Below are 18,335 nucleotides of genomic sequence, written 5' to 3' on the forward strand. Positions count from 1 at the left end.
AAAGTTATGCAAAAATCGATTCTTATCACCGGCTGCTCCAGCGGCATTGGCCTGGTGGCTGCAAATGATCTGTTGTCACGCGGGTATCGCGTGATTGCTGCCTGTCGCCGGGCAGAAGACGTTGAGCGTATGCATGCGCTGGGATTTATCGGGATTGCACTGGATCTTGACGATCCAACCAGCGTCGATGCCGCCGCCGACCAGGTTATTGCGCTGACGGAAAATCGTCTGCACGGTTTATTCAACAACGGTGGCTTTGGCATTTACGGCCCCCTCGAAAGCCTGTCACGTCAGCAACTGGAACAGCAATTCTCCACCAACTTTTTCGGCACCCATCAGTTGACGATGCGTCTGCTGCCCGCGCTGAAAGCCAGCGGCAATGGTCGTATCATCAACACCAGCTCAGTGCTGGGGCTGATTTCCACCCCCGGACGCGGCGCTTACGCCGCCAGTAAATATGCGCTGGAAGCCTGGAGTGATGCGCTGCGGATGGAGTTGCGTCAGTCCGGCGTCCGTGTCAGCCTGATTGAACCAGGACCGATTCGTACCCGCTTCACCGATAACGTTCATCAGGGCGAGAGCGATAAACCGGTGCGCAATCCCGGTATTGCCGCACGCTTTACCCTGCCGCCCGAGGCGATTTTACCGAAGCTACGTCATGCGCTGGAAAGTCAGCACCCGCGCTTGCGCTATCCGGTGACGCTGGTGGCCTGGAGTATGAGCCTGTTAAAACGCATCTTGCCAGGCTGGATGCTGGATCGCATTTTGCGCAGCAAATAGCCTGCAACCCTGATTTGAACTTGAAGCCGGGCAGCTTGCCCCCATATTCTCAACACACTTTCAGCAAAGAGACGCATTCATGTCACACGCTTTAATTATCGACATCAACGAATCCAACCTGCATCAGACGCTGGAACAATCCATGCAGTTGCCGGTGCTGTTTTATTTCTGGTCCGACCGCAGCCAGCACTGCCAGCAGCTGACGCCGGTGCTGGAGCATCTGGCCCAGGAATATGCCGGGCAGTTTATTCTGGCAAAACTGGATTGCGATAAAGAGCAGATGGTGGCGTCACAATTTGGTCTGCGCTCAATCCCGACGGTGTATCTGTTCCAGAATGGTCAGCCGGTGGATGGTTTCCAAGGACCGCAGCCTGAAGAAGCTATTCGCGCCCTGCTGCAAAAAGTCCTGCCGCGCGAAGAAGAATTGAAAGCACAGCAGGCGATGGCCCTGCTGGATGAAGGCAAACCGCTGGAGGCATTGCCGCTGCTGAAAGACGCCTGGCAGTTAAGCAATCAGGCCAGTGAAATTGGCTTTCTGCTGGCAGAAGTGCTGATCACCCTGAACCGTAGCGATGAAGCGGAAGCGGTGCTGAATGTGGTGCCGTTGCAGGATCAGGACACGCGTTATCAAAGCCTGGTGGCACAAATTGAATTACTGAAACAGGCCGCCGATACCCCGGAAATTCAGCATTTGCAGGAACAGCTGGCAAAGGACCCCGCGAACGCCGACCTGGCTGCTAAACTTTCTTTACAGCTGCATCAGGTGGGCCGTAATGAAGAAGCGCTTGAGCTTCTGTATAGCTTTCTGAAAAGCGATCTCAACGCCGGTGACGGCCAGGTACGTAAGATGTTGCAGGAAATTCTGGCCGCGCTGGGAACGGGTGATGCACTGGCTGCACGCTATCGCCGCCAGCTCTATTCGCTGCTGTACTAGCGTTAAAAGGGAGCCGAAGAGACTCAGCTCCCTCATCTGACAACCAGGAGGTTATATGTTGACTGTGATGCCGGTAATCATCGTACTCGCGCTGGTTACCGTATGGGCCGGAGTAAAAATTGTGCCACAGGGGTATCAGTGGACGGTGGAACGCTTTGGGCGTTATACCCGTACCCTGCAACCCGGTCTGACGTTAGTCGTGCCGTTCATGGATCGCATTGGCCGCAAGGTCAATATGATGGAACGTGTACTCGATATCCCCTCCCAGGAAGTGATCTCCAAAGACAATGCCAACGTTACTATCGATGCGGTCTGCTTTCTTCAGGTAATCGATGCCGCTCGCACGGCGTATGAAGTCAGCAACCTTGAGCTGGCCATACTCAATCTCACCATGACAAACATCCGCACCGTTCTCGGTGGCATGGAGCTGGATGAAATGCTGTCGCAGCGCGATAACATCAATACCCGTTTGCTGCACATTGTCGATGAAGCGACCAACCCCTGGGGAGTGAAAATCACCCGTATCGAAATTCGTGATGTGCGTCCACCACAGGAACTGATTGCCGCCATGAACGCGCAGATGAAAGCCGAACGAACCAAACGTGCCGACATCCTGACGGCAGAAGGAGTGCGTCAGGCAGCGATTCTGCGCGCTGAAGGGGAAAAACAGTCACAAATCCTGAAAGCTGAGGGGGAACGAACAGCCGCGTTCCTGCATGCCGAAGCACGTGAGCGTCAGGCGCAGGCAGAAGCCACTGCAACACGTATGGTATCCGAAGCGATCGCCGCCGGGGATATTCAGGCGGTGAACTACTTTGTGGCACAAAAATATACCGATGCTCTGCAAAAAATCGGTGAAGCCAGCAACAGCAAGGTCGTGATGATGCCGCTGGATGCCAGCAGCCTGCTCGGCTCGGTGGCCGGAATTAGCGAGCTGCTGAAAGAGAGTGGCAGGGAGCGCAAACCGTGATCCTGATGGAGCTGATTGCGCATCCGCACTGGTTCTGGCTGACACTCGGCGGCCTGTTGCTGGCTGCGGAGATGCTCGGCACCAGTGGCTATCTGTTATGGAGCGGGCTGGCGGCGGTACTGGTCGGCATCATTGAGTGGTTTTTTCCCTTCTCATGGACCAGCCAGGGCGTGCTGTTTGCGGTATTGACGCTGCTGTGCGTATTTTTCTGGTATCGCTGGATGCGCTACCGTGAAGCGTCTCAGCAACCAAACGTTCTCAATCAGCGCGGTACACAGCTCATCGGGCAGCACTTTACGCTGGAAAATACCCTGAAAGATGGCACCGGCCATATACGCATTGGCGACAGCAGCTGGCGCGTGCAGGCAGAAAACGATCTACCTGCCGGTACTCAGGTGGTGGTCACGGGTGTGGTCGGCATCACGCTACGGATTCAGCCGCGCTTTCCTGCACCCTGATGGCAACATCCCGCCAGGTGATTGATGATGGGGCATTCAGCGCCATCATCACCCGGACAGGCTTCGGCCAGCGCCAGCAAACGTGCTCGCATCGCATGTAATTCCTCGATATGGGCAGCAATCTCATCCGCTTTTTGCAACGTTCGCGCCTTCACATCAGCGCTATGGCGCGCGGGATCATTGAATAGCGTCACCAGTTCGCGGCACTCTTCAAGGGTGAACCCCACCTGCCGTGCCTGGCGTAACAGGTTAAGTTCATCAATATGGTGTGGATTGTAACTGCGATAACCATTTTCACTGCGCAGCGGCGGCGTCACGACGCCTTTCTCTTCGTAGAAACGAATCGCTTTACTGGTCAGCCCGGTTTTTTTGGCGACATCGCTAATGTTCATTTGCTCCCCTTGACCTTCCCCTGAATGGAAGGTTTAGGCTTTATAACTAATGCAAAGTCTGCATGCAGTCAAACCTGAACGCATAAGGAGTTAAACATGTCACATACACAGTTGCTGGCGCTGGATGGCTTATCCTGCGGCCACTGCGTCAAACGGGTCAAAGAGGCGCTGGAACAGCGCGGCGATGTTGAACAGGCTGAAGTGACTCAGCAGGAAGCACGCGTCACGGGTGCCGCCAGCGCCAGCGATCTGATCGCCACCGTAGAACAGGCGGGGTATCACGCAGCGTTGAAAGACAGCCCAAAGTCTGAACCGTTGGCAGCATCAGAGCCGCAGCCGGAGGCGCTGGCAACGGAGTCCTATTCGCCCCCGGCAGATGAAACCCAGCCTGTCCATCACTTATTAATTGGTGGTATGAGCTGTGCCAGTTGTGTCAGCCGTGTTGAGCAGGCACTACAAAAAGTGCCTGGCGTCAGTCAGGCACGCGTTAACCTTGGCGAGCGCAGCGCGCTGGTGCTCGGTGATGCACAACCCGCAGACCTGATAGGTGCGGTCGATCAGGCCGGTTATTCAGCAGAAATTATCGAAGATGAACAAACCCGCCGTGAACGCCAGCAGGTCAGCGCCCGTCAGGCGATGCGCCGTTTTGGCTGGCAATCGGCACTGGCATTATTGCTCGGCGTCCCAATGATGATCTGGGGCATGCTGGGCGACAATATGATGCTCAACGCCAGCAACATCACCTTATGGCGCACACTGGGGGCCATAACGTTACTGGTGATGGTGATAGCGGGTGGCCACTTCTATCGCAGCGCCTGGCGCAGCCTGCGCCACGGCACGGCAACCATGGATACACTGGTTGCGCTGGGTACCGGTGCCGCCTGGCTCTATTCTATGAGCGTGGCGCTGTGGCCCGAATTTTTCCCGATGCAGGCGCGTCATCTCTATTTTGAAGCCAGCGTGATGATCATTGGTCTGATCAATCTGGGCCATGCGCTTGAGCAGCGAGCACGGCAACGGGCTTCTCAGGCGCTGGAACGTTTGCTGGATTTAACCCCGGCCCAGGCTCGCGTTATCAGCGATCAGGGTGAAACCCTGCTGCCGCTGAGTGAAGTTCAGCCCGGCATGCTGATTAAACTGGTAACCGGTGACCGCGTGCCGGTCGATGGCGAAGTAGCCAGTGGCGAAGCCTGGTGCGATGAAGCCATGCTGACGGGCGAAGCCGTACCGCAAAGCAAACAGCCCGGAGACAAAGTTTACGCCGGTACGCTGGTACAGGATGGCACGCTGCGTTTTACCGCGCGAGCTACCGGCAGCCACACCACCCTGGCACGCATCATCAATCTGGTGCGCCAGGCACAGAGCAGTAAACCCGATATCGGACGTCTTGCTGACCGTATCTCCGCAGTATTTGTGCCCGTAGTGGTAGCGATTGCCCTGCTTAGTGGATTGATTTGGTATCTGGCAGGCCCGCAACCGCAGCTGGCTTACACGCTGGTGATTGTCACCACCGTATTGATTATCGCCTGTCCTTGCGCCCTCGGGCTGGCAACGCCGATGTCGGTGATTGCCGGGGTGGGTCGTGCCGCAGAGCTGGGTGTGCTGGTACGGGATGCTGATGCGCTACAGCGCGCCAGCGAAGTAGACACGCTGGTGTTTGATAAAACCGGCACCCTGACGCAGGGCTCGCCTCAGGTCAGCGATGTGCTGTTGTATGCCGACTGGGATCGTCAGCAGGTGCTGCAGACGGCGGCACAGCTGGAGCAAGGCTCCAGCCATCCACTGGCAAAAGCGATCATTGCGGCTACACCAGAGCTGCCTGCCGCTGACATTGAGCAATTTCGTACAATACGCGGCAAGGGTGTCAGCGCTAAAGTCGCAGGCAGAACGTTATTGCTGGGCAACCTTGCGTTGATGGAAGCGCAGCAGGTTGATTGTGCGGTCGCTCGTGATGATATCGAGCGGCTGGCAGCGCTGGGTGCCACCCCGGTACTGCTGGCGGATGAGCGCCAACTGCTGGGACTGATCGCCTTGCGTGACAGCCTGCGTCCGGAGAGCCGCGACGCGCTGCAACGCCTGCATCAACAGGGATATCAGTTGATCATGCTGACCGGCGATCATGAAAAAACCGCGCGGGCTATTGCTGCCGAAGCCGGCATTGACCAGGTTATTGCGGGCGTACTGCCTGAAGGCAAAGCGCAGGCCATTGCGCAGTTACAACAGCAGGGGCGCAAAGTGGTGATGGTAGGCGATGGGATTAACGACGCTCCGGCGCTGGCGCAGGCAGACGTGGGGATTGCTATGGGTGGCGGCAGCGATGTCGCTGTTGAAACCGCCGCCATGGCGCTGATGCGCAACGACCTGCATTGTGTCGCTGATGCGCTGGCCATTTCCCGCGCCACACTGCGTAATATGCGACAAAACCTGCTGGGTGCATTTGTTTACAACAGCTTAGGTATTCCGATTGCAGCAGGTGTGCTCTATCCGTTTACCGGGATGTTGCTTAGCCCGATTGTGGCCGGTGCAGCGATGGCGCTCTCCTCCATAACCGTGGTGAGTAACGCGAATCGTCTGCTGCGCTTTAAGCCGCCGGTGCGCTAATAGCAAGCCCTGCGCTGTTTTTTGTGCGTCGAAATCGCTAGCATGGATTTTTGACTTAAAAAGGACAGGGAATGAGACGCAGCCTGTGGCAATGCGTAACACAGCTAATAGCGCGACTGTTTCCGGCCAGCTACCCCTGGCCCGCGATGGATATTCAGCTGGGCGATCGCCGGTTACATCTGGTCGGCAGCATTCATATGGGCACACGCGATATGCAGCCGCTGCCCGCCCGTTTACTGCGGCAGCTAGCAAAAGCTGATGCATTGATCGTTGAAGCCGATATCACCCAGGGTGGCTCACCGTTCGCCGACAGTGATGAGCTGCCGTCGCTGGCGGAACGTCTGGATAGCGCCACCTTTAGCAGGCTGAACAGCTTGTGTGACGAGCTGACGTTGTCGATAGCGATGTTTGATCATCTACCCCTTTGGCAGATTGCCCTGATGTTGCAGGCGCAACAGGCGCAGCGCCTCGGACTGCGACCACAATATGGCATTGATTATCAGTTGTTGCAGGCGGCCAAAAACGTCAATAAGCCGGTGATTGAGCTGGAAGGCCCTGACACGCAAATCGCCCTGTTGAAATCGCTGCCAGACGATGGCCTGCCGCTGCTGCTGGATACGCTGGAGCACTGGCACACCAACGCCCGTTTGCTGCAAACCATGATCAGCTGGTGGCTTGATGCCCCGCCGAAACGGCAACCGGTGGCGTTACCCACCACCTTTAGCAATGAACTGAATGACACTTTGATGCGTAATCGCAACCAGCACTGGCGGGAATTGATGCTGGCACTGCCGCCGGGGCGTTATGTGGTGGCGGTCGGTGCGCTCCATCTTTACGGGGATGATAATTTGCCGGGGCTGCTGAAGGCGCGCTAAAAAAGAAGGCCAATATTATTATTGGCCCGTCAAAGAAGAATTTGTTTATGATTTTGGTTATCACACAGCCATTACTGGCTGGCGCGGGCCAATTCTCGCGCAAAGTTCAGAATTTCGCCAGCATTATTCGCCACAATAAGTTTAAGATTTTTCTTAGCAAGGATTAAAAAAATGACTCCCGCCGTAAAACTGCTGGAAAAACAAAAAGTCAGCTTTACTTTGCATCCTTACGAACATGACAGCCATGAAACCAATTTTGGTGACGAGGCAGTGCGTAAGCTGAATCTGGATGCACGTCAGGTATTCAAAACGCTGCTGGTAGCACTAAACGGTGATGCCAAACAGCTGGCAGTGGCCGTCACCCCGGTTTCCACCCAGCTGGATTTAAAGAAGGTCGCCAAAGCACTGGGGGCAAAAAAAGCCGACATGGCCGATCCGCTGCTGGCGCAGCGCGTAACCGGTTATCTGGTGGGTGGGATTAGCCCGCTGGGGCAGAAAAAACGTCTGCCTACGGTGATAGATCAACAGGCCGCAGAGTTCGCCACCATTTTTATTTCCGGTGGGAAACGTGGGCTGGATATTGAACTGGCGGCGCAGGATCTGTCGCGTCTGCTGGATGCGCCGCTGGCGGATGTAGCCCGTCGCGATTAAGCAGGCTGCTGAGCGCAGAGTTGATCGATCATCCAACGCCCGGCAGGTCCGGGCGGATTGCGCCGCGACCAGACCGCTTCCACCGCAATATGCTGCGGCCATCCCGGCACCGGCAACTCCTGCAATACCTGATGACCAAACTGCTGTACCAGCCAGCGCGGCAGCACGCTCCAGCCAAACCCCTGTTCAGCCATCTCCAGCAATAACAGATAGGAAGGCGCTGACCACACCCGGCCAGCGGGCATCGGTTCGCGCGTTTCCACCCAGGTATTGAGCCGCAGCTGGCGCAAATCGCCCAATTGCCCCTCATTGACCTGTGCCTGTTGCGCCAGTGGGTGATCCTGATGCAGATAAATCGCCATCTGCGCCCCCACCTGCAACCGTGTCACCGCAATATCTGCGGGCAGCGCAGGCTGGGCGCGCACCACGCCCAGATGTACCCGCCCGGCCTGCAGCAGATCCAGCACATCGGCGTCTTCCGCAATCATGCATTCAAATTCGATATCCGGATAACGCGCCTCAAAACGGGTCAGCAGATTTTCATGATGATCCGCCTGCCAGAAATCAGAAATCGCCAGGCTGAGGCGTGGCTCCACGCCCTGTGCCAGACGCACCGCCAGTTCATCCAATCGCTGGCTGGCCGCCAGAATTTGCTGCACCTGCGCCAGCGCACGCTGGCCCTGCTCGGTTATGACCGGCTGACGCCCCTGGCGATCAAACAGCATAAAACCTAAATCATCTTCCAGATTCGCCACCGCACTGCTGATGGTGGACTGGCTTTTGCCCAGCGCACGCGCGGCTGCAGAAAAGGATCCGCTGGCCACAGTCTGTACAAAAGCCTCAAGGGATTCCGGGGAGTATTTCATCGTTATCCATCGCTTTTATCGATAGGTGTTCATTTTATCTTAGCATCAGCAAGTGAAAAAATGCGCCGCGTAACAAATCAGGAGGTTTTTATGCGTACCCGTTCATTAAAAGAGCGTTTTTATCACGCCGCATGCTTTGAAATTCTGGCGATTTTGACTGTAGCCCCTCTGGCAGCCTGGGCGATGGAAAAGCCGCTGTTTCAGATGGGATCGCTGGCGATTATGCTGTCGACCGTCGCCATGCTGTGGAACATGATTTACAACACCGGTTTTGACCGCCTTTGCCCGCCAGGTAAAGTGCATCGGGGTCCGCTGCTGCGTATTCTGCACGCGCTGGGCTTTGAAGGCGGCTTTATCGTGATTGGCTTGCCGATCGCCGCCTGGATGCTCAGTATTTCCCTGCTGGAAGCCTTTATGCTGGAAGTGGCGTTTTTCCTGTTCTTCCTGCCTTATACCGTGGCGTATAACTGGTTATGGGATAAGTTGCGCCAGCGCTGGCTGACGCGTAAGTCATGTCAGGCCTGAGATTTATTTCTTTACCGCATGGGGCAGAATCCACGCCAGCACCGTTTGCGGATAGCTGCGCTTCTTTGGTTTCTCCTGCGGTGGCTCCTGCGCTTTATCCCGTTGCTGCTTCTGTGCTTCCGTCAGGTGAACGATGCCATCACCTGGCGCGTAGTCACTCACCTTCAGCGGTGAATGATGGCTGACCCAGTCACGCAAGACATCAGCATCACGCAACCCGGTGTTGCTATAACCCGCATGGCTGTCGATGCGCGGATAACCATCACCGCCGGTGGCGTTAAAACTGTTGGTCGCCATGCGATAGGTTTTATCCATATCCAGCGGAACACCGTTGATTTTCACCTCACTGACGCTGCTGCCATCAGCCACCAGGCTGATATGGGCAAACTGCGCAAAGCCGCCCGCATCGGTTGTGATGTTGGCGACCTTTGCCAGATAAGCCAGCAATTCCCGGCCAGTCAGCGTCACGGAAACCACCTGATTGCTGAACGGCTGCACCTGCAATAAATCGCGCCAGCTGATCTCTCCCTGCGCCAGCGAGGTGCGAATGCCGCCGCCGCTCATCACCGCAAAGTCCGCTTTGGTCGCCGCCATCTGGGCGCGTAAAATCAGCTGCCCCAGATTGGTTTGCACAAAACGCACCTGGTCACGATCGCCAACAAAAACACCGTCGCTGCTGCCAACCTTCACATCCAGTTTTGCTTCGGCACGTTTCTGGAACGGGGTCAGCAATTTCATCATCGCCGGGTTCTGCGGAATCTCTTCCTGCCAGGTCAGCCACGATTCGCTGCCGTCGAAATTCTTCACTTTGTGCTTCAGGTTAACCGGGATCAGCTGGTAGTTCTCCAACGACAGCTCGCCGTTACGGAAAGTAAAATCGCCGCGCCCGACATATTTACCCCACTCTTTCGCCTGCACAATCCACACACCATTCTGGCGATCCGGCTGACAGGGCTGGCCTGGCTGATAGTTTTTGACGCTGACATTCTCTTTTTCCATACAGACCGCATCATGCGAGTGGCCGCCGACAATCAGGTTGATGGTACCGGGCGGCAGGCTGCGTGCCAGCTCCACATCCCCCGGCGCATTGCTGCCGTGCCTGCCATCGTCATAGTGGCCCATATGGGTCAGCGCAATAATCACATCCGGTTTTACGCTGGCACGCAGTTCCGCCACCGCCTTTTCGGTTTCCGTGACCGGATCGCGAATCTCCAGACCCGCCACGCTGGCGGGATTGGCGATGCGCAGCGTATCGGTGGTGGTCAGGCCGATCACCGCCACTTTCAGTCCCATACGGTTGAAGACCGCCCACGGCTTGAATAGCCGCTTACCGGTGCTTTTGTCGTAGATATTGGCGGAAAGGAAAGGGAATTTGGCCCACTTTTGCTGCTTTTGTAACACGCTGAGCGGCTTATCAAACTCATGATTCCCCAGCGCCATCGCATCATAGCCCACCAGATTCATGCCGCGGATATCGGGTTCCGCATCCAGCAAATCAGACTCCGGCACACCGGTATTCACGTCGCCACCCGACAGAATCAACACGCCGTTCCCTTTGGACTGCGCATCGTAGCGCTGATAATCCATCAGGGTTTTCTGCGCCGCAAGGCCATACTCACCCTGCGCGTTGGGCCAGTAATGGCCGTGCTGATCGTTGGTATGCAGGATAGTCAGACGATAGGTGCGATCGGTTTGCCAGGCCTGTGCCAGCATTGGCAACAGTAAGATGATCAACGCCAGCCAATGCGTTCTGCGTGGAAGTAACAACAAAGCCGATCTCCTTATTCTGCGTGTTTCCACAAACCAGTGGACTTTATGTGCTTTATCGCCCTTCTGTGTCGCACAGATCGCACTTTAACTCAAGATGAAAGGCTTATAGAGTCATGTGAGAAGTAACAACTTGATAACGAAAATTGGCACATTTCAGGAATTTTATGGCAAGCGATCATACCCTCACTTCCCCGACACGCGCTCCGGCGCGTACTGCATTTGGCATTTTAGGGGCTATCAGCCTCGCCCATCTGCTGAATGATATGTTGCAGTCACTGCTGCTGGCGATTTACCCGCTGTTGCAAAAAGACTTCAGCCTTAACTTTGTGCAGATTGGCCTGATCACCCTGACTTTTCAGGTGACCGCCTCTCTGTTGCAACCGTTGGTGGGTTATTACACTGACAAATACCCCAAACCCTGGTCACTCCCGGTCGGGATGGGCTTTACGCTATGTGGTCTGGTGCTGCTGACCTTTGCCAGCGATTATGTCCAGGTTCTGCTGGCGGCCGCGCTGGTGGGTAGCGGATCATCGGTCTTTCATCCGGAATCATCGCGCGTGGCGCGTATGGCATCGGGCGGACGTCACGGCCTGGCGCAATCACTGTTCCAGGTCGGTGGCAACTTTGGTAGCGCCCTCGGCCCACTGCTGGCGGCGATGATTGTCGCCCCCTATGGCAAAGGCCACCTCGGCTGGTTTGTGCTGGCAGCGCTGCTGGGCATTATCGTGCTGTTGCAGGTCAGCCGCTGGTACAGCCATCAGCAGCGCGCCGCTAAAGCCAAAACCACCATCACGCCAGCGAACCCGCTGCCACGCAAAAAAGTGGCGCTGGCGATCAGCATTTTGTTGCTGCTGATTTTTTCCAAGTATTTCTATCTCACCAGCCTGAGTAGCTACTACACCTTCTATTTAATGCAGAAATTCGGCCTCTCGGTGCAAGCATCGCAGTTTCATCTGTTTGCCTTTTTGGGCGCAGTGGCGGCTGGCACCATTATTGGCGGGCCAATTGGCGATAAGATTGGCCGTAAATATGTTATCTGGGGTTCAATTCTGGGCGTTGCCCCCTTCACGCTGTTATTACCACATGCCACATTAATGTGGACCAGTGTACTCAGCGTGATTATCGGCCTGATTCTCGCTTCGGCATTTTCCGCCATTCTGGTTTATGCACAGGAGCTGTTACCGGGACGTATCGGTATGGTTTCCGGGCTGTTTTTCGGTTTTGCCTTCGGTATGGGTGGACTGGGCGCCGCGGTACTGGGCGTGGTTGCAGACCACACCAGCATCGAATGGGTATACCAAATCTGTGCCTGGCTGCCACTTATTGGCCTTTTGACTGCTTTCCTGCCTGATAATCGTCACGCCTGAGCCTGTTTCCGGGGGGAATTATTTTTCCCTTCCCCCTCTATTCAGCATAAATCCTGCCGATAGAGGGGGATAACTGATGAAAATGACGCTTCGGCGGCTTTTTTATCAGTTTTCTACATATTCTGCGCAAATGTATAAACTCCGTTAGCCATTGTGCAGTAAACTAGGTTGTTACAAGCGGATACATTTGCACACAAGGAGACAGGCATGCATCACACCACACCGTTGATCACCACCATTGTCGGGGCACTGGTCCTCGCCTTTCTCCTTGGTATGCTGGCTAATCGCCTGCGCATTTCCCCACTGGTCGGTTATTTACTGGCTGGCGTCCTCGCGGGTCCCTTCACGCCCGGCTTCGTCGCCGATACCAATCTGGCACCCGAACTGGCTGAATTAGGCGTCATTCTACTGATGTTTGGTGTGGGGCTGCATTTTTCGCTGAAGGATTTGATGTCGGTAAAGTCCGTCGCCATTCCTGGCGCTGTGGCGCAAATCGCCGTGGCAACGCTGCTGGGAATGGGGCTGTCGTGGGCACTGGGCTGGTCAGTGATGACCGGTCTGGTATTTGGCCTGTGTCTCTCCACCGCCAGCACCGTGGTGTTGCTGCGTGCGCTGGAGGAGCGTCAACTGATTGACAGCCAGCGCGGGCAAATCGCTATCGGCTGGCTGATTGTGGAAGACCTGGTGATGGTCCTGACGCTGGTACTGCTCCCGGCCATCGCTGGCATGCTGGAACAAGGCAATGCCAGCCCGACGCTACTGGCGTGGGATTTGTTACTGACCATCGGTAAAGTGGTCGCCTTTATGGTGCTGATGATGGTGGTGGGCCGTCGTGTGGTACCGTGGATTCTGGCAAAAAGCGCGGCCACCGGTTCACGCGAGTTGTTCACCCTTGCGGTGCTGGCGCTGGCGCTGGGCATCGCGTTTGGTGCGGTTGAGTTTTTTGATGTCTCCTTTGCCCTCGGCGCGTTCTTCGCCGGGATGGTACTGAATGAATCGGAACTCAGCCACCGTGCGGCGCACGATACATTGCCGTTGCGCGATGCCTTTGCCGTACTGTTCTTCGTCTCCGTGGGTATGCTGTTCGACCCGATGATTCTGATCGAGCAACCGCTGGCGGTGCTGGGTGCGCTGGTGATCATCGTGGTGGGTAAATCCGTAGCCGCCTGGCTGCTGGTGACGCTACTGGGCCACTCACGCCGTACTGCCATGACGATTTCCGTCAGCCTGGCGCAGATTGGCGAATTCGCCTTTATTCTGGCCGGTCTGGGCATTTCACTGGGATTGCTAAGCCAGGAGGGACGCAATCTGGTGCTGGCCGCCGCTATTCTCTCGATTATGCTCAACCCGATTCTGTTCACCCTGCTGGAGCGCTATCTCGAGAAAACCGAGACCATGGCAGAACAGACACTGGAGGAAGCCATTGAAGAAGAAAAGCAAATTCCGGTGGATATCTGCGATCATGCGGTGATTGTTGGTTATGGCCGTGTCGGCAGTCTGCTGGGGCAGAAACTGATGGAGGCCGATGTCCCGCTGGTGGTGGTGGAAAACTCACGAGCGCGCGTGGAAGCCCTGCGCGATCAAGGGATCAAAGCGGTACTGGGCAATGCCGCCCGCAGCGATACCATGGAACTGGCCCGGCTTGATTGCGCCCGCTGGCTGTTGTTGACCATCCCCAATGGCTATGAAGCCGGTGAGATTGTTACTGCCGCCCGCGAAAAACGTGACAATATTGAAATTATCGCCCGCGCCCATTATGACGACGAGGTGGAATATATCCTTGAGCGTGGTGCCAATCGCGTGGTGATGGGTGAACGCGAGATCGCTAACAGCATGCTGCATATGCTGGAAGAAGCGATCGCGCAAAACCCGATAGTACGTGAGTGCCCAATTTAATTCATTCGTATGATCTGCGTAGCGGCGCGATAAATCGCGCCGCTACGGGTTATATGCTTATCTGTCCCAGTACGACTCTTCCAGGCTATCCTCGCGCTCCGGCAGGCCACGCGTCAGACGCGGTGAATGCTGGTTCAGCACCTGATAACTCACACGGTTGGCATATTTACACACCTGCGCCAGTGACGAATAGGTCAGATACTCCCGCGCATGCTTGCTGGAGTTCGGCACTTTCTGACGATGAAAGTTGTTGGCGGTGATGTCATGCAGCAGCGCCGCAAGAGCCGCATCACCTGCGCCGTTGGTGTTCATAATCTTCTCCGGCCCACCCATATACGGGGCGATATGCGAGAAAATACGCAATGGCTGCTGACAATCCTGCTGACGCATCGCCCGGCTGAACTCAAACTGGTTAAATTCCGCAATCGCCCCCGGCAGCAATGGATGGTTGGTTTTGCGTTTGTATTCCTGTTCGGTAAAGCCCGCCATATAGAGCCCGGTCGGCCCCGCCGTACATAACACCAGATCGACCCAGTCCAGCGCCATATTGGCTGCCAGCAGCGGATCCGTTTCACCGGTCAGCGCCAGAGCTTCTTCTTCATTCATCGCCACAATGGAGACATGATCGCGCAGAAAATCACGCCAGAACTGCGGATCATCCTGAATGACGTATTTAGTGCCCAGCGTCAGGACCACTGGCACATTATGTTTTTTGGCGTATTCAATCGCGCGCAACGTCGCTTCAGGCATCGGTTCACCCGGCTGGCAACGCACCAGATAGGAGGTGAGCACCAGCGCGGACGCGCCCGCGATCACTTCTTCCGGGATGCTGGCGACCTGCAACTGGTTCATCAACCCCGGGCTGATGGCAAACGTACGCTCGCCCTGCTCACCAATCAGCGTAAAGCAGCGGCCAATCGCGCCATCGACTCCCTGCAAATAATTGAGGTCCATACGGCTGGAAGTGTTGCACAGGTAGCGATAGGCATAGCTGCCAATCTGGATGTTGCTGCACATCACCCCCAGCAGCACCGAACGATCATCGGCCAGCACTGAGTAGTTATGCAACGTATTGCCAATGGTGCCTCCGGCAAACTGATGGCTAATCAACTGGTCACGCAACAGCTCGTTGTAGAGCGCTTCGGCCGTTACGTCATCAATCACCAGCGAATGACCGGTGCTGAGGCCGTAGCGTTGCAGGAAGTCATCATCAACTTTCGCTTCGATATCCACCAGCGTCTGGTCAATACCGACCACCCAGCTCCCCTCCTCCTGAACCTGTTGCGAAACCTGCAGCAGCGGATCGCGCGCGCTAACGGGGAAGTAGTGTTTGGATTTACGTTTGCCGGGAAATTTCATGGGGGATGCCGTGTGGAAAATCAGGCAGAGAATGATAGCACATTCTCTGCCGCTCCCTTAACGACGTGCGTTGACCAGCTGTACCATCATTTCGATGTGTTCATCGTCAGCGTTGAGCGCAGGGATGTACTCAAATTTTTCACCGCCGGCGTGCAGGAAAAACTCACGATTCTGCTCGCTAATCTCCTCCAGCGTTTCGAGACAGTCGGCGGCAAAGCCCGGACTCATCACCTGTACATGTTTGATGCCTTTCGCAGGTAAACCCTGCATGGTTTCATCGGTGTAAGGCGTCAGCCACGGCTCCCGGCCAAAGCGCGACTGGAAGGTCATCATAATTTTATGCGGAGCGATCCCCAGCGCAGCCGCCAGTGCATCGGTGGTGTCTTTACAGCGCTGCGGATAATCATCGCCTTCGTCAGCAAAGCGCTGCGGGATGCCATGATAAGAAAGGACCAGCAGATCCGGCTCGCCATGCTGTGCAAACGAACGCTCGACTGACGCTTTCAGGGCGGCGATATACGCCGGATGCTCGGCATAATCACGGATAAATGCCACTTCTGGCAGTGAACGCAGCGGTTTGAAGCTGGTCGCCAGCCCATCCCACACGGCCGCCACCGTTGAGCAGGAGAATTGTGGATAGAGGGGCAGCACGATCAATTTGGTCACGCCCTGTGCCAGCAGGCGCTGAAGCGCGCCATCGAGACTCGGCTGGCCGTAGCTCATCCCCAGCTCGACCGGCATATCCAGCTGCTGCGCCAACGCAGCGCGTTGCCGCTGGCTGAACACCATCAACGGTGAACCTTCATCCATCCATACCGACGCATACAGTTTGGACACACGCGGCGATCGGAATGGCAAAATGATGAAGTTAAGAATCGGCCACCACAGCCAGCGCGGTGTATCAACCACTCGCGGGTCACCAAGGAATTGTTTCAGATAACGTTTAACTGCGGGTGTAGTGGGTGCCTCTGGTGTGCCTAAATTGACCAGTAAAACCCCGGGCTTTTCTTGCCTCATTGTATTTCCTTGCTGTCAAAACGAATGGGTCAAAATCGGGAGAAATTGTAGCGGAAAAAGCCTGAGGGGAAAGCAATTGCTGCAAAAGGGCCGGTAAACCGGCCCTGAGATGGCTTAACCGAGGATGGTTGCCAGCTGTGCACTCACTTCAGCAACCTGGCGGGTGCCGTCGATTTTGTGGTATTGCGTGTTACCGGCTTCTGCTTCTTTGCTGTAGTAAGCAATCAGCGGCGCGGTCAGCTGATGGTATTCCACCAGACGTTTACGCACGGTTTCTTCCTGGTCATCTTTACGCGTGGTCAGCTCTTCGCCGGTCACATCATCTTTACCTGCCACTTTCGGTGGATTGTATTGGATGTGATAAACACGACCAGACGGCGCATGCACGCGACGACCAACAATGCGATCCACAATCAGTTCATCCGGCACGGCAAACTCGAGCACGAAATCGACGTTGATACCCGCCTCTTTCATCGCATCAGCCTGCGGAATGGTGCGCGGGAAGCCATCAAGCAGGAAACCGTTTTTGCAGTCTTCCTGGGTAATACGCTCTTTAACCAGCGCAATTACCAGCTCGTCGGTCACCAGTTTGCCGGCATCCATAATGGCTTTCGCCTGCTGGCCCAGCTCGGTGCCTGCTTTCACTGCCGCACGCAGCATGTCGCCCGTGGAGATTTGCGGAATACCGTATTTCTCCATGATGAATTGAGCCTGAGTGCCCTTACCTGCGCCCGGTGCCCCGAGCAGAATAATACGCATTGCGTAATTCCCCTTGCGAATCGCATTGATCAATCTGAGAAGGCGAAGACCATACCATTATGCCCCGCGCACCACAAGGAAAGGGGGCGCGGTTACGCCTAATGTCCTACTTTACTGCCTTTTGTTGCGGATACCAGCCCGATGCGGGATTTTTCCACTTTTTCAGAATCGCGACCGCTATTCAGCAGCTCGCGCACACGTTTCGCCAGTTTGCTGGTCATATTCTGACTTTTGGTTGCGCTACCGCGCACATTAGCGCGTAACATCATGCGCTTCTGCGCAGGCCACAGCTGCAAATCGGGATGCGGCTCCGGTGGCGGCTTGCCGGGTACTGTCGGCAAAATTGCAAACGGCAGACCGGGCTGCTGGAGTGATTGCAGTGAAAATGGCGCTTCCAGCGTGATTGTGTCAACACTGGCGATATTATAGGGCCGCCACTCCGCTGTCGCCATCTGCGCCAACGCCTGCTCCGGTGCATCACCGAGGGCCAGACCCTGTTCGAACAACCGCAACTCGCTGCGCACCAGCGTGCTGAAATCCTGGGTACGCAGCGCAATCAGCACCAGATCTGCACTCAACTCAGCGTGGCGATCCAGTCGTGCCACAAACAGTCGCGCATCACTGATCAGACGACGGTGCAACTGCGAGGCAAAAGACTCTGACGCATCCGTCACCCCCTGGCTTTGGCATTCATCCAGCGGGCGCACGCGGCCATAGAACAGATCCACATGTTCAACCAGCGCGATATTTCCCGCCATGACCGGCACCGCGGGTAACACGCTTAATTCACTGGCACGATATTGCGAGGCGTAACGTGACTGATTGCGTGCCTGTTCCTGACGTAAGAACAGCTGCGAGAGCAGCACCCGCGCAATATGTAATGAAGGGACGAAGAACAGATCGTACTGTTCAAGCCGATAGTGACGGGAAAGCAAGCCGCGAAGCCGATCGCGCGCCGCCGCCCTGGCAGAAGCATTCTGTCGAGCCATCGCGTGATTATTCTCTTATTTTTTTGCTGTGTGGGATGGCGGGTGATGCTCAGGTCCATGGCGAAAATCACCGGCGTAAACACAGAGACGCCTGCCAGTCAACCCGCCAGAATCAGGGGGAAAGGT

Annotated in this window: 17 protein-coding genes; 10 read left to right on the forward strand and 7 right to left on the reverse strand. The window is 55.9% G+C overall.

Annotated features, from left to right (window positions below; genetic code table 11):
- Window positions 1-6 precede the first annotated feature (6 nt).
- From RCF31_RS07835 to RCF31_RS07850, 4 genes are all read left to right on the forward strand, one after another.
- Window positions 7-780: an SDR family oxidoreductase gene (locus tag RCF31_RS07835; protein ID WP_416413003.1), complete on the forward strand. Its 774-nt coding sequence runs from the start codon at window positions 7-9 to the stop codon at window positions 778-780.
- Window positions 781-859: 79 nt separating this feature from the next.
- Window positions 860-1,714, forward strand: a complete 855-nt coding sequence (locus RCF31_RS07840) for a thioredoxin family protein (protein ID WP_299456791.1) — start codon at window positions 860-862, stop codon at window positions 1,712-1,714.
- A 55-nt stretch (window positions 1,715-1,769) separates the two neighbouring features.
- Window positions 1,770-2,684 carry an SPFH domain-containing protein gene (locus RCF31_RS07845; protein WP_299456793.1) on the forward strand — a complete coding sequence of 305 codons (915 nt, stop codon included), beginning with the start codon at window positions 1,770-1,772 and terminating at the stop codon, window positions 2,682-2,684.
- Window positions 2,684-3,142 carry an NfeD family protein gene (locus RCF31_RS07850; protein WP_416413236.1) on the forward strand — a complete coding sequence of 153 codons (459 nt, stop codon included), beginning with the start codon at window positions 2,684-2,686 and terminating at the stop codon, window positions 3,140-3,142. The genes RCF31_RS07845 and RCF31_RS07850 overlap by 1 nt, the downstream gene beginning before the upstream one ends.
- Here the strand turns inward: RCF31_RS07850 and cueR are convergent.
- Window positions 3,118-3,534, reverse strand: coding sequence for a Cu(I)-responsive transcriptional regulator (gene cueR / locus RCF31_RS07855; protein WP_084873257.1), 417 nt, complete (start codon window positions 3,532-3,534; stop codon window positions 3,118-3,120). The genes RCF31_RS07850 and cueR overlap by 25 nt on opposite strands.
- 96 nt (window positions 3,535-3,630) lie before the next feature.
- Between cueR and copA the strand changes: the two genes are divergently transcribed.
- The 3 genes from copA (at window position 3,631) to ybaK (ending at window position 7,661) form a co-directional block, all read left to right on the forward strand.
- Complete coding sequence (copA, locus tag RCF31_RS07860) at window positions 3,631-6,135, forward strand: copper-exporting P-type ATPase CopA (RefSeq protein WP_416413004.1); 2,505 nt, start codon at window positions 3,631-3,633, stop codon at window positions 6,133-6,135.
- Window positions 6,136-6,206: 71 nt separating this feature from the next.
- Window positions 6,207-7,010 (forward strand): TraB/GumN family protein, encoded by an 804-nt coding sequence (locus tag RCF31_RS07865; RefSeq protein WP_299456798.1) that lies wholly within the window; start codon window positions 6,207-6,209, stop codon window positions 7,008-7,010.
- Window positions 7,011-7,181: 171 nt separating this feature from the next.
- Window positions 7,182-7,661, forward strand: a complete 480-nt coding sequence (ybaK, locus tag RCF31_RS07870) for a Cys-tRNA(Pro)/Cys-tRNA(Cys) deacylase YbaK (RefSeq protein WP_208714235.1) — start codon at window positions 7,182-7,184, stop codon at window positions 7,659-7,661.
- Here the strand turns inward: ybaK and RCF31_RS07875 are convergent.
- Entirely contained in the window at window positions 7,658-8,527 is an 870-nt protein-coding gene (locus RCF31_RS07875; protein ID WP_299458288.1) for a LysR family transcriptional regulator, read from the reverse strand. The genes ybaK and RCF31_RS07875 overlap by 4 nt on opposite strands.
- 90 nt (window positions 8,528-8,617) lie before the next feature.
- Between RCF31_RS07875 and RCF31_RS07880 the strand changes: the two genes are divergently transcribed.
- Window positions 8,618-9,052: a multidrug/biocide efflux PACE transporter gene (locus RCF31_RS07880; protein WP_084873244.1), complete on the forward strand. Its 435-nt coding sequence runs from the start codon at window positions 8,618-8,620 to the stop codon at window positions 9,050-9,052.
- 3 nt (window positions 9,053-9,055) lie between these two features.
- Here the strand turns inward: RCF31_RS07880 and ushA are convergent, their stop codons facing one another.
- Window positions 9,056-10,822: a bifunctional UDP-sugar hydrolase/5'-nucleotidase UshA gene (ushA, locus tag RCF31_RS07885; protein WP_416413005.1), complete on the reverse strand. Its 1,767-nt coding sequence runs from the start codon at window positions 10,820-10,822 to the stop codon at window positions 9,056-9,058.
- Between the two features lie 164 nt (window positions 10,823-10,986).
- Here ushA and RCF31_RS07890 point away from each other — a divergent pair, with 164 nt between their 5' ends.
- Together RCF31_RS07890 and ybaL are read left to right on the forward strand one after the other, a co-directional pair.
- The gene (locus tag RCF31_RS07890) at window positions 10,987-12,189 is read left to right on the forward strand and encodes an MFS transporter (RefSeq protein WP_416413006.1); all 1,203 of its coding nucleotides are present in this window, start codon (window positions 10,987-10,989) and stop codon (window positions 12,187-12,189) included.
- Between the two features lie 207 nt (window positions 12,190-12,396).
- Window positions 12,397-14,085 carry a YbaL family putative K(+) efflux transporter gene (ybaL, locus tag RCF31_RS07895; RefSeq protein WP_299456804.1) on the forward strand — a complete coding sequence of 563 codons (1,689 nt, stop codon included), beginning with the start codon at window positions 12,397-12,399 and terminating at the stop codon, window positions 14,083-14,085.
- 57 nt (window positions 14,086-14,142) lie between these two features.
- Here ybaL and RCF31_RS07900 read toward each other — a convergent pair whose 3' ends face one another.
- From RCF31_RS07900 to RCF31_RS07915, 4 genes are all read right to left on the reverse strand, one after another.
- The gene (locus RCF31_RS07900) at window positions 14,143-15,444 is read right to left on the reverse strand and encodes an inosine/guanosine kinase (protein WP_416413007.1); all 1,302 of its coding nucleotides are present in this window, start codon (window positions 15,442-15,444) and stop codon (window positions 14,143-14,145) included.
- A 57-nt stretch (window positions 15,445-15,501) separates the two neighbouring features.
- Entirely contained in the window at window positions 15,502-16,461 is a 960-nt protein-coding gene (hemH, locus tag RCF31_RS07905) for a ferrochelatase (RefSeq protein ID WP_299456810.1), read from the reverse strand.
- Window positions 16,462-16,575: 114 nt separating this feature from the next.
- Entirely contained in the window at window positions 16,576-17,220 is a 645-nt protein-coding gene (gene adk, locus RCF31_RS07910) for an adenylate kinase (protein WP_299456812.1), read from the reverse strand.
- A 98-nt stretch (window positions 17,221-17,318) separates the two neighbouring features.
- A complete protein-coding gene (locus tag RCF31_RS07915) occupies window positions 17,319-18,209 on the reverse strand; it encodes a DUF6024 family protein (protein WP_416413008.1) in 891 nt (296 codons plus the stop codon).
- Between the last annotated feature and the right edge of the window lie 126 nt (window positions 18,210-18,335).

The organism is Pantoea sp. App145 (genome assembly GCF_047947045.1).
Lineage (GTDB): Bacteria > Pseudomonadota > Gammaproteobacteria > Enterobacterales > Enterobacteriaceae > Pantoea.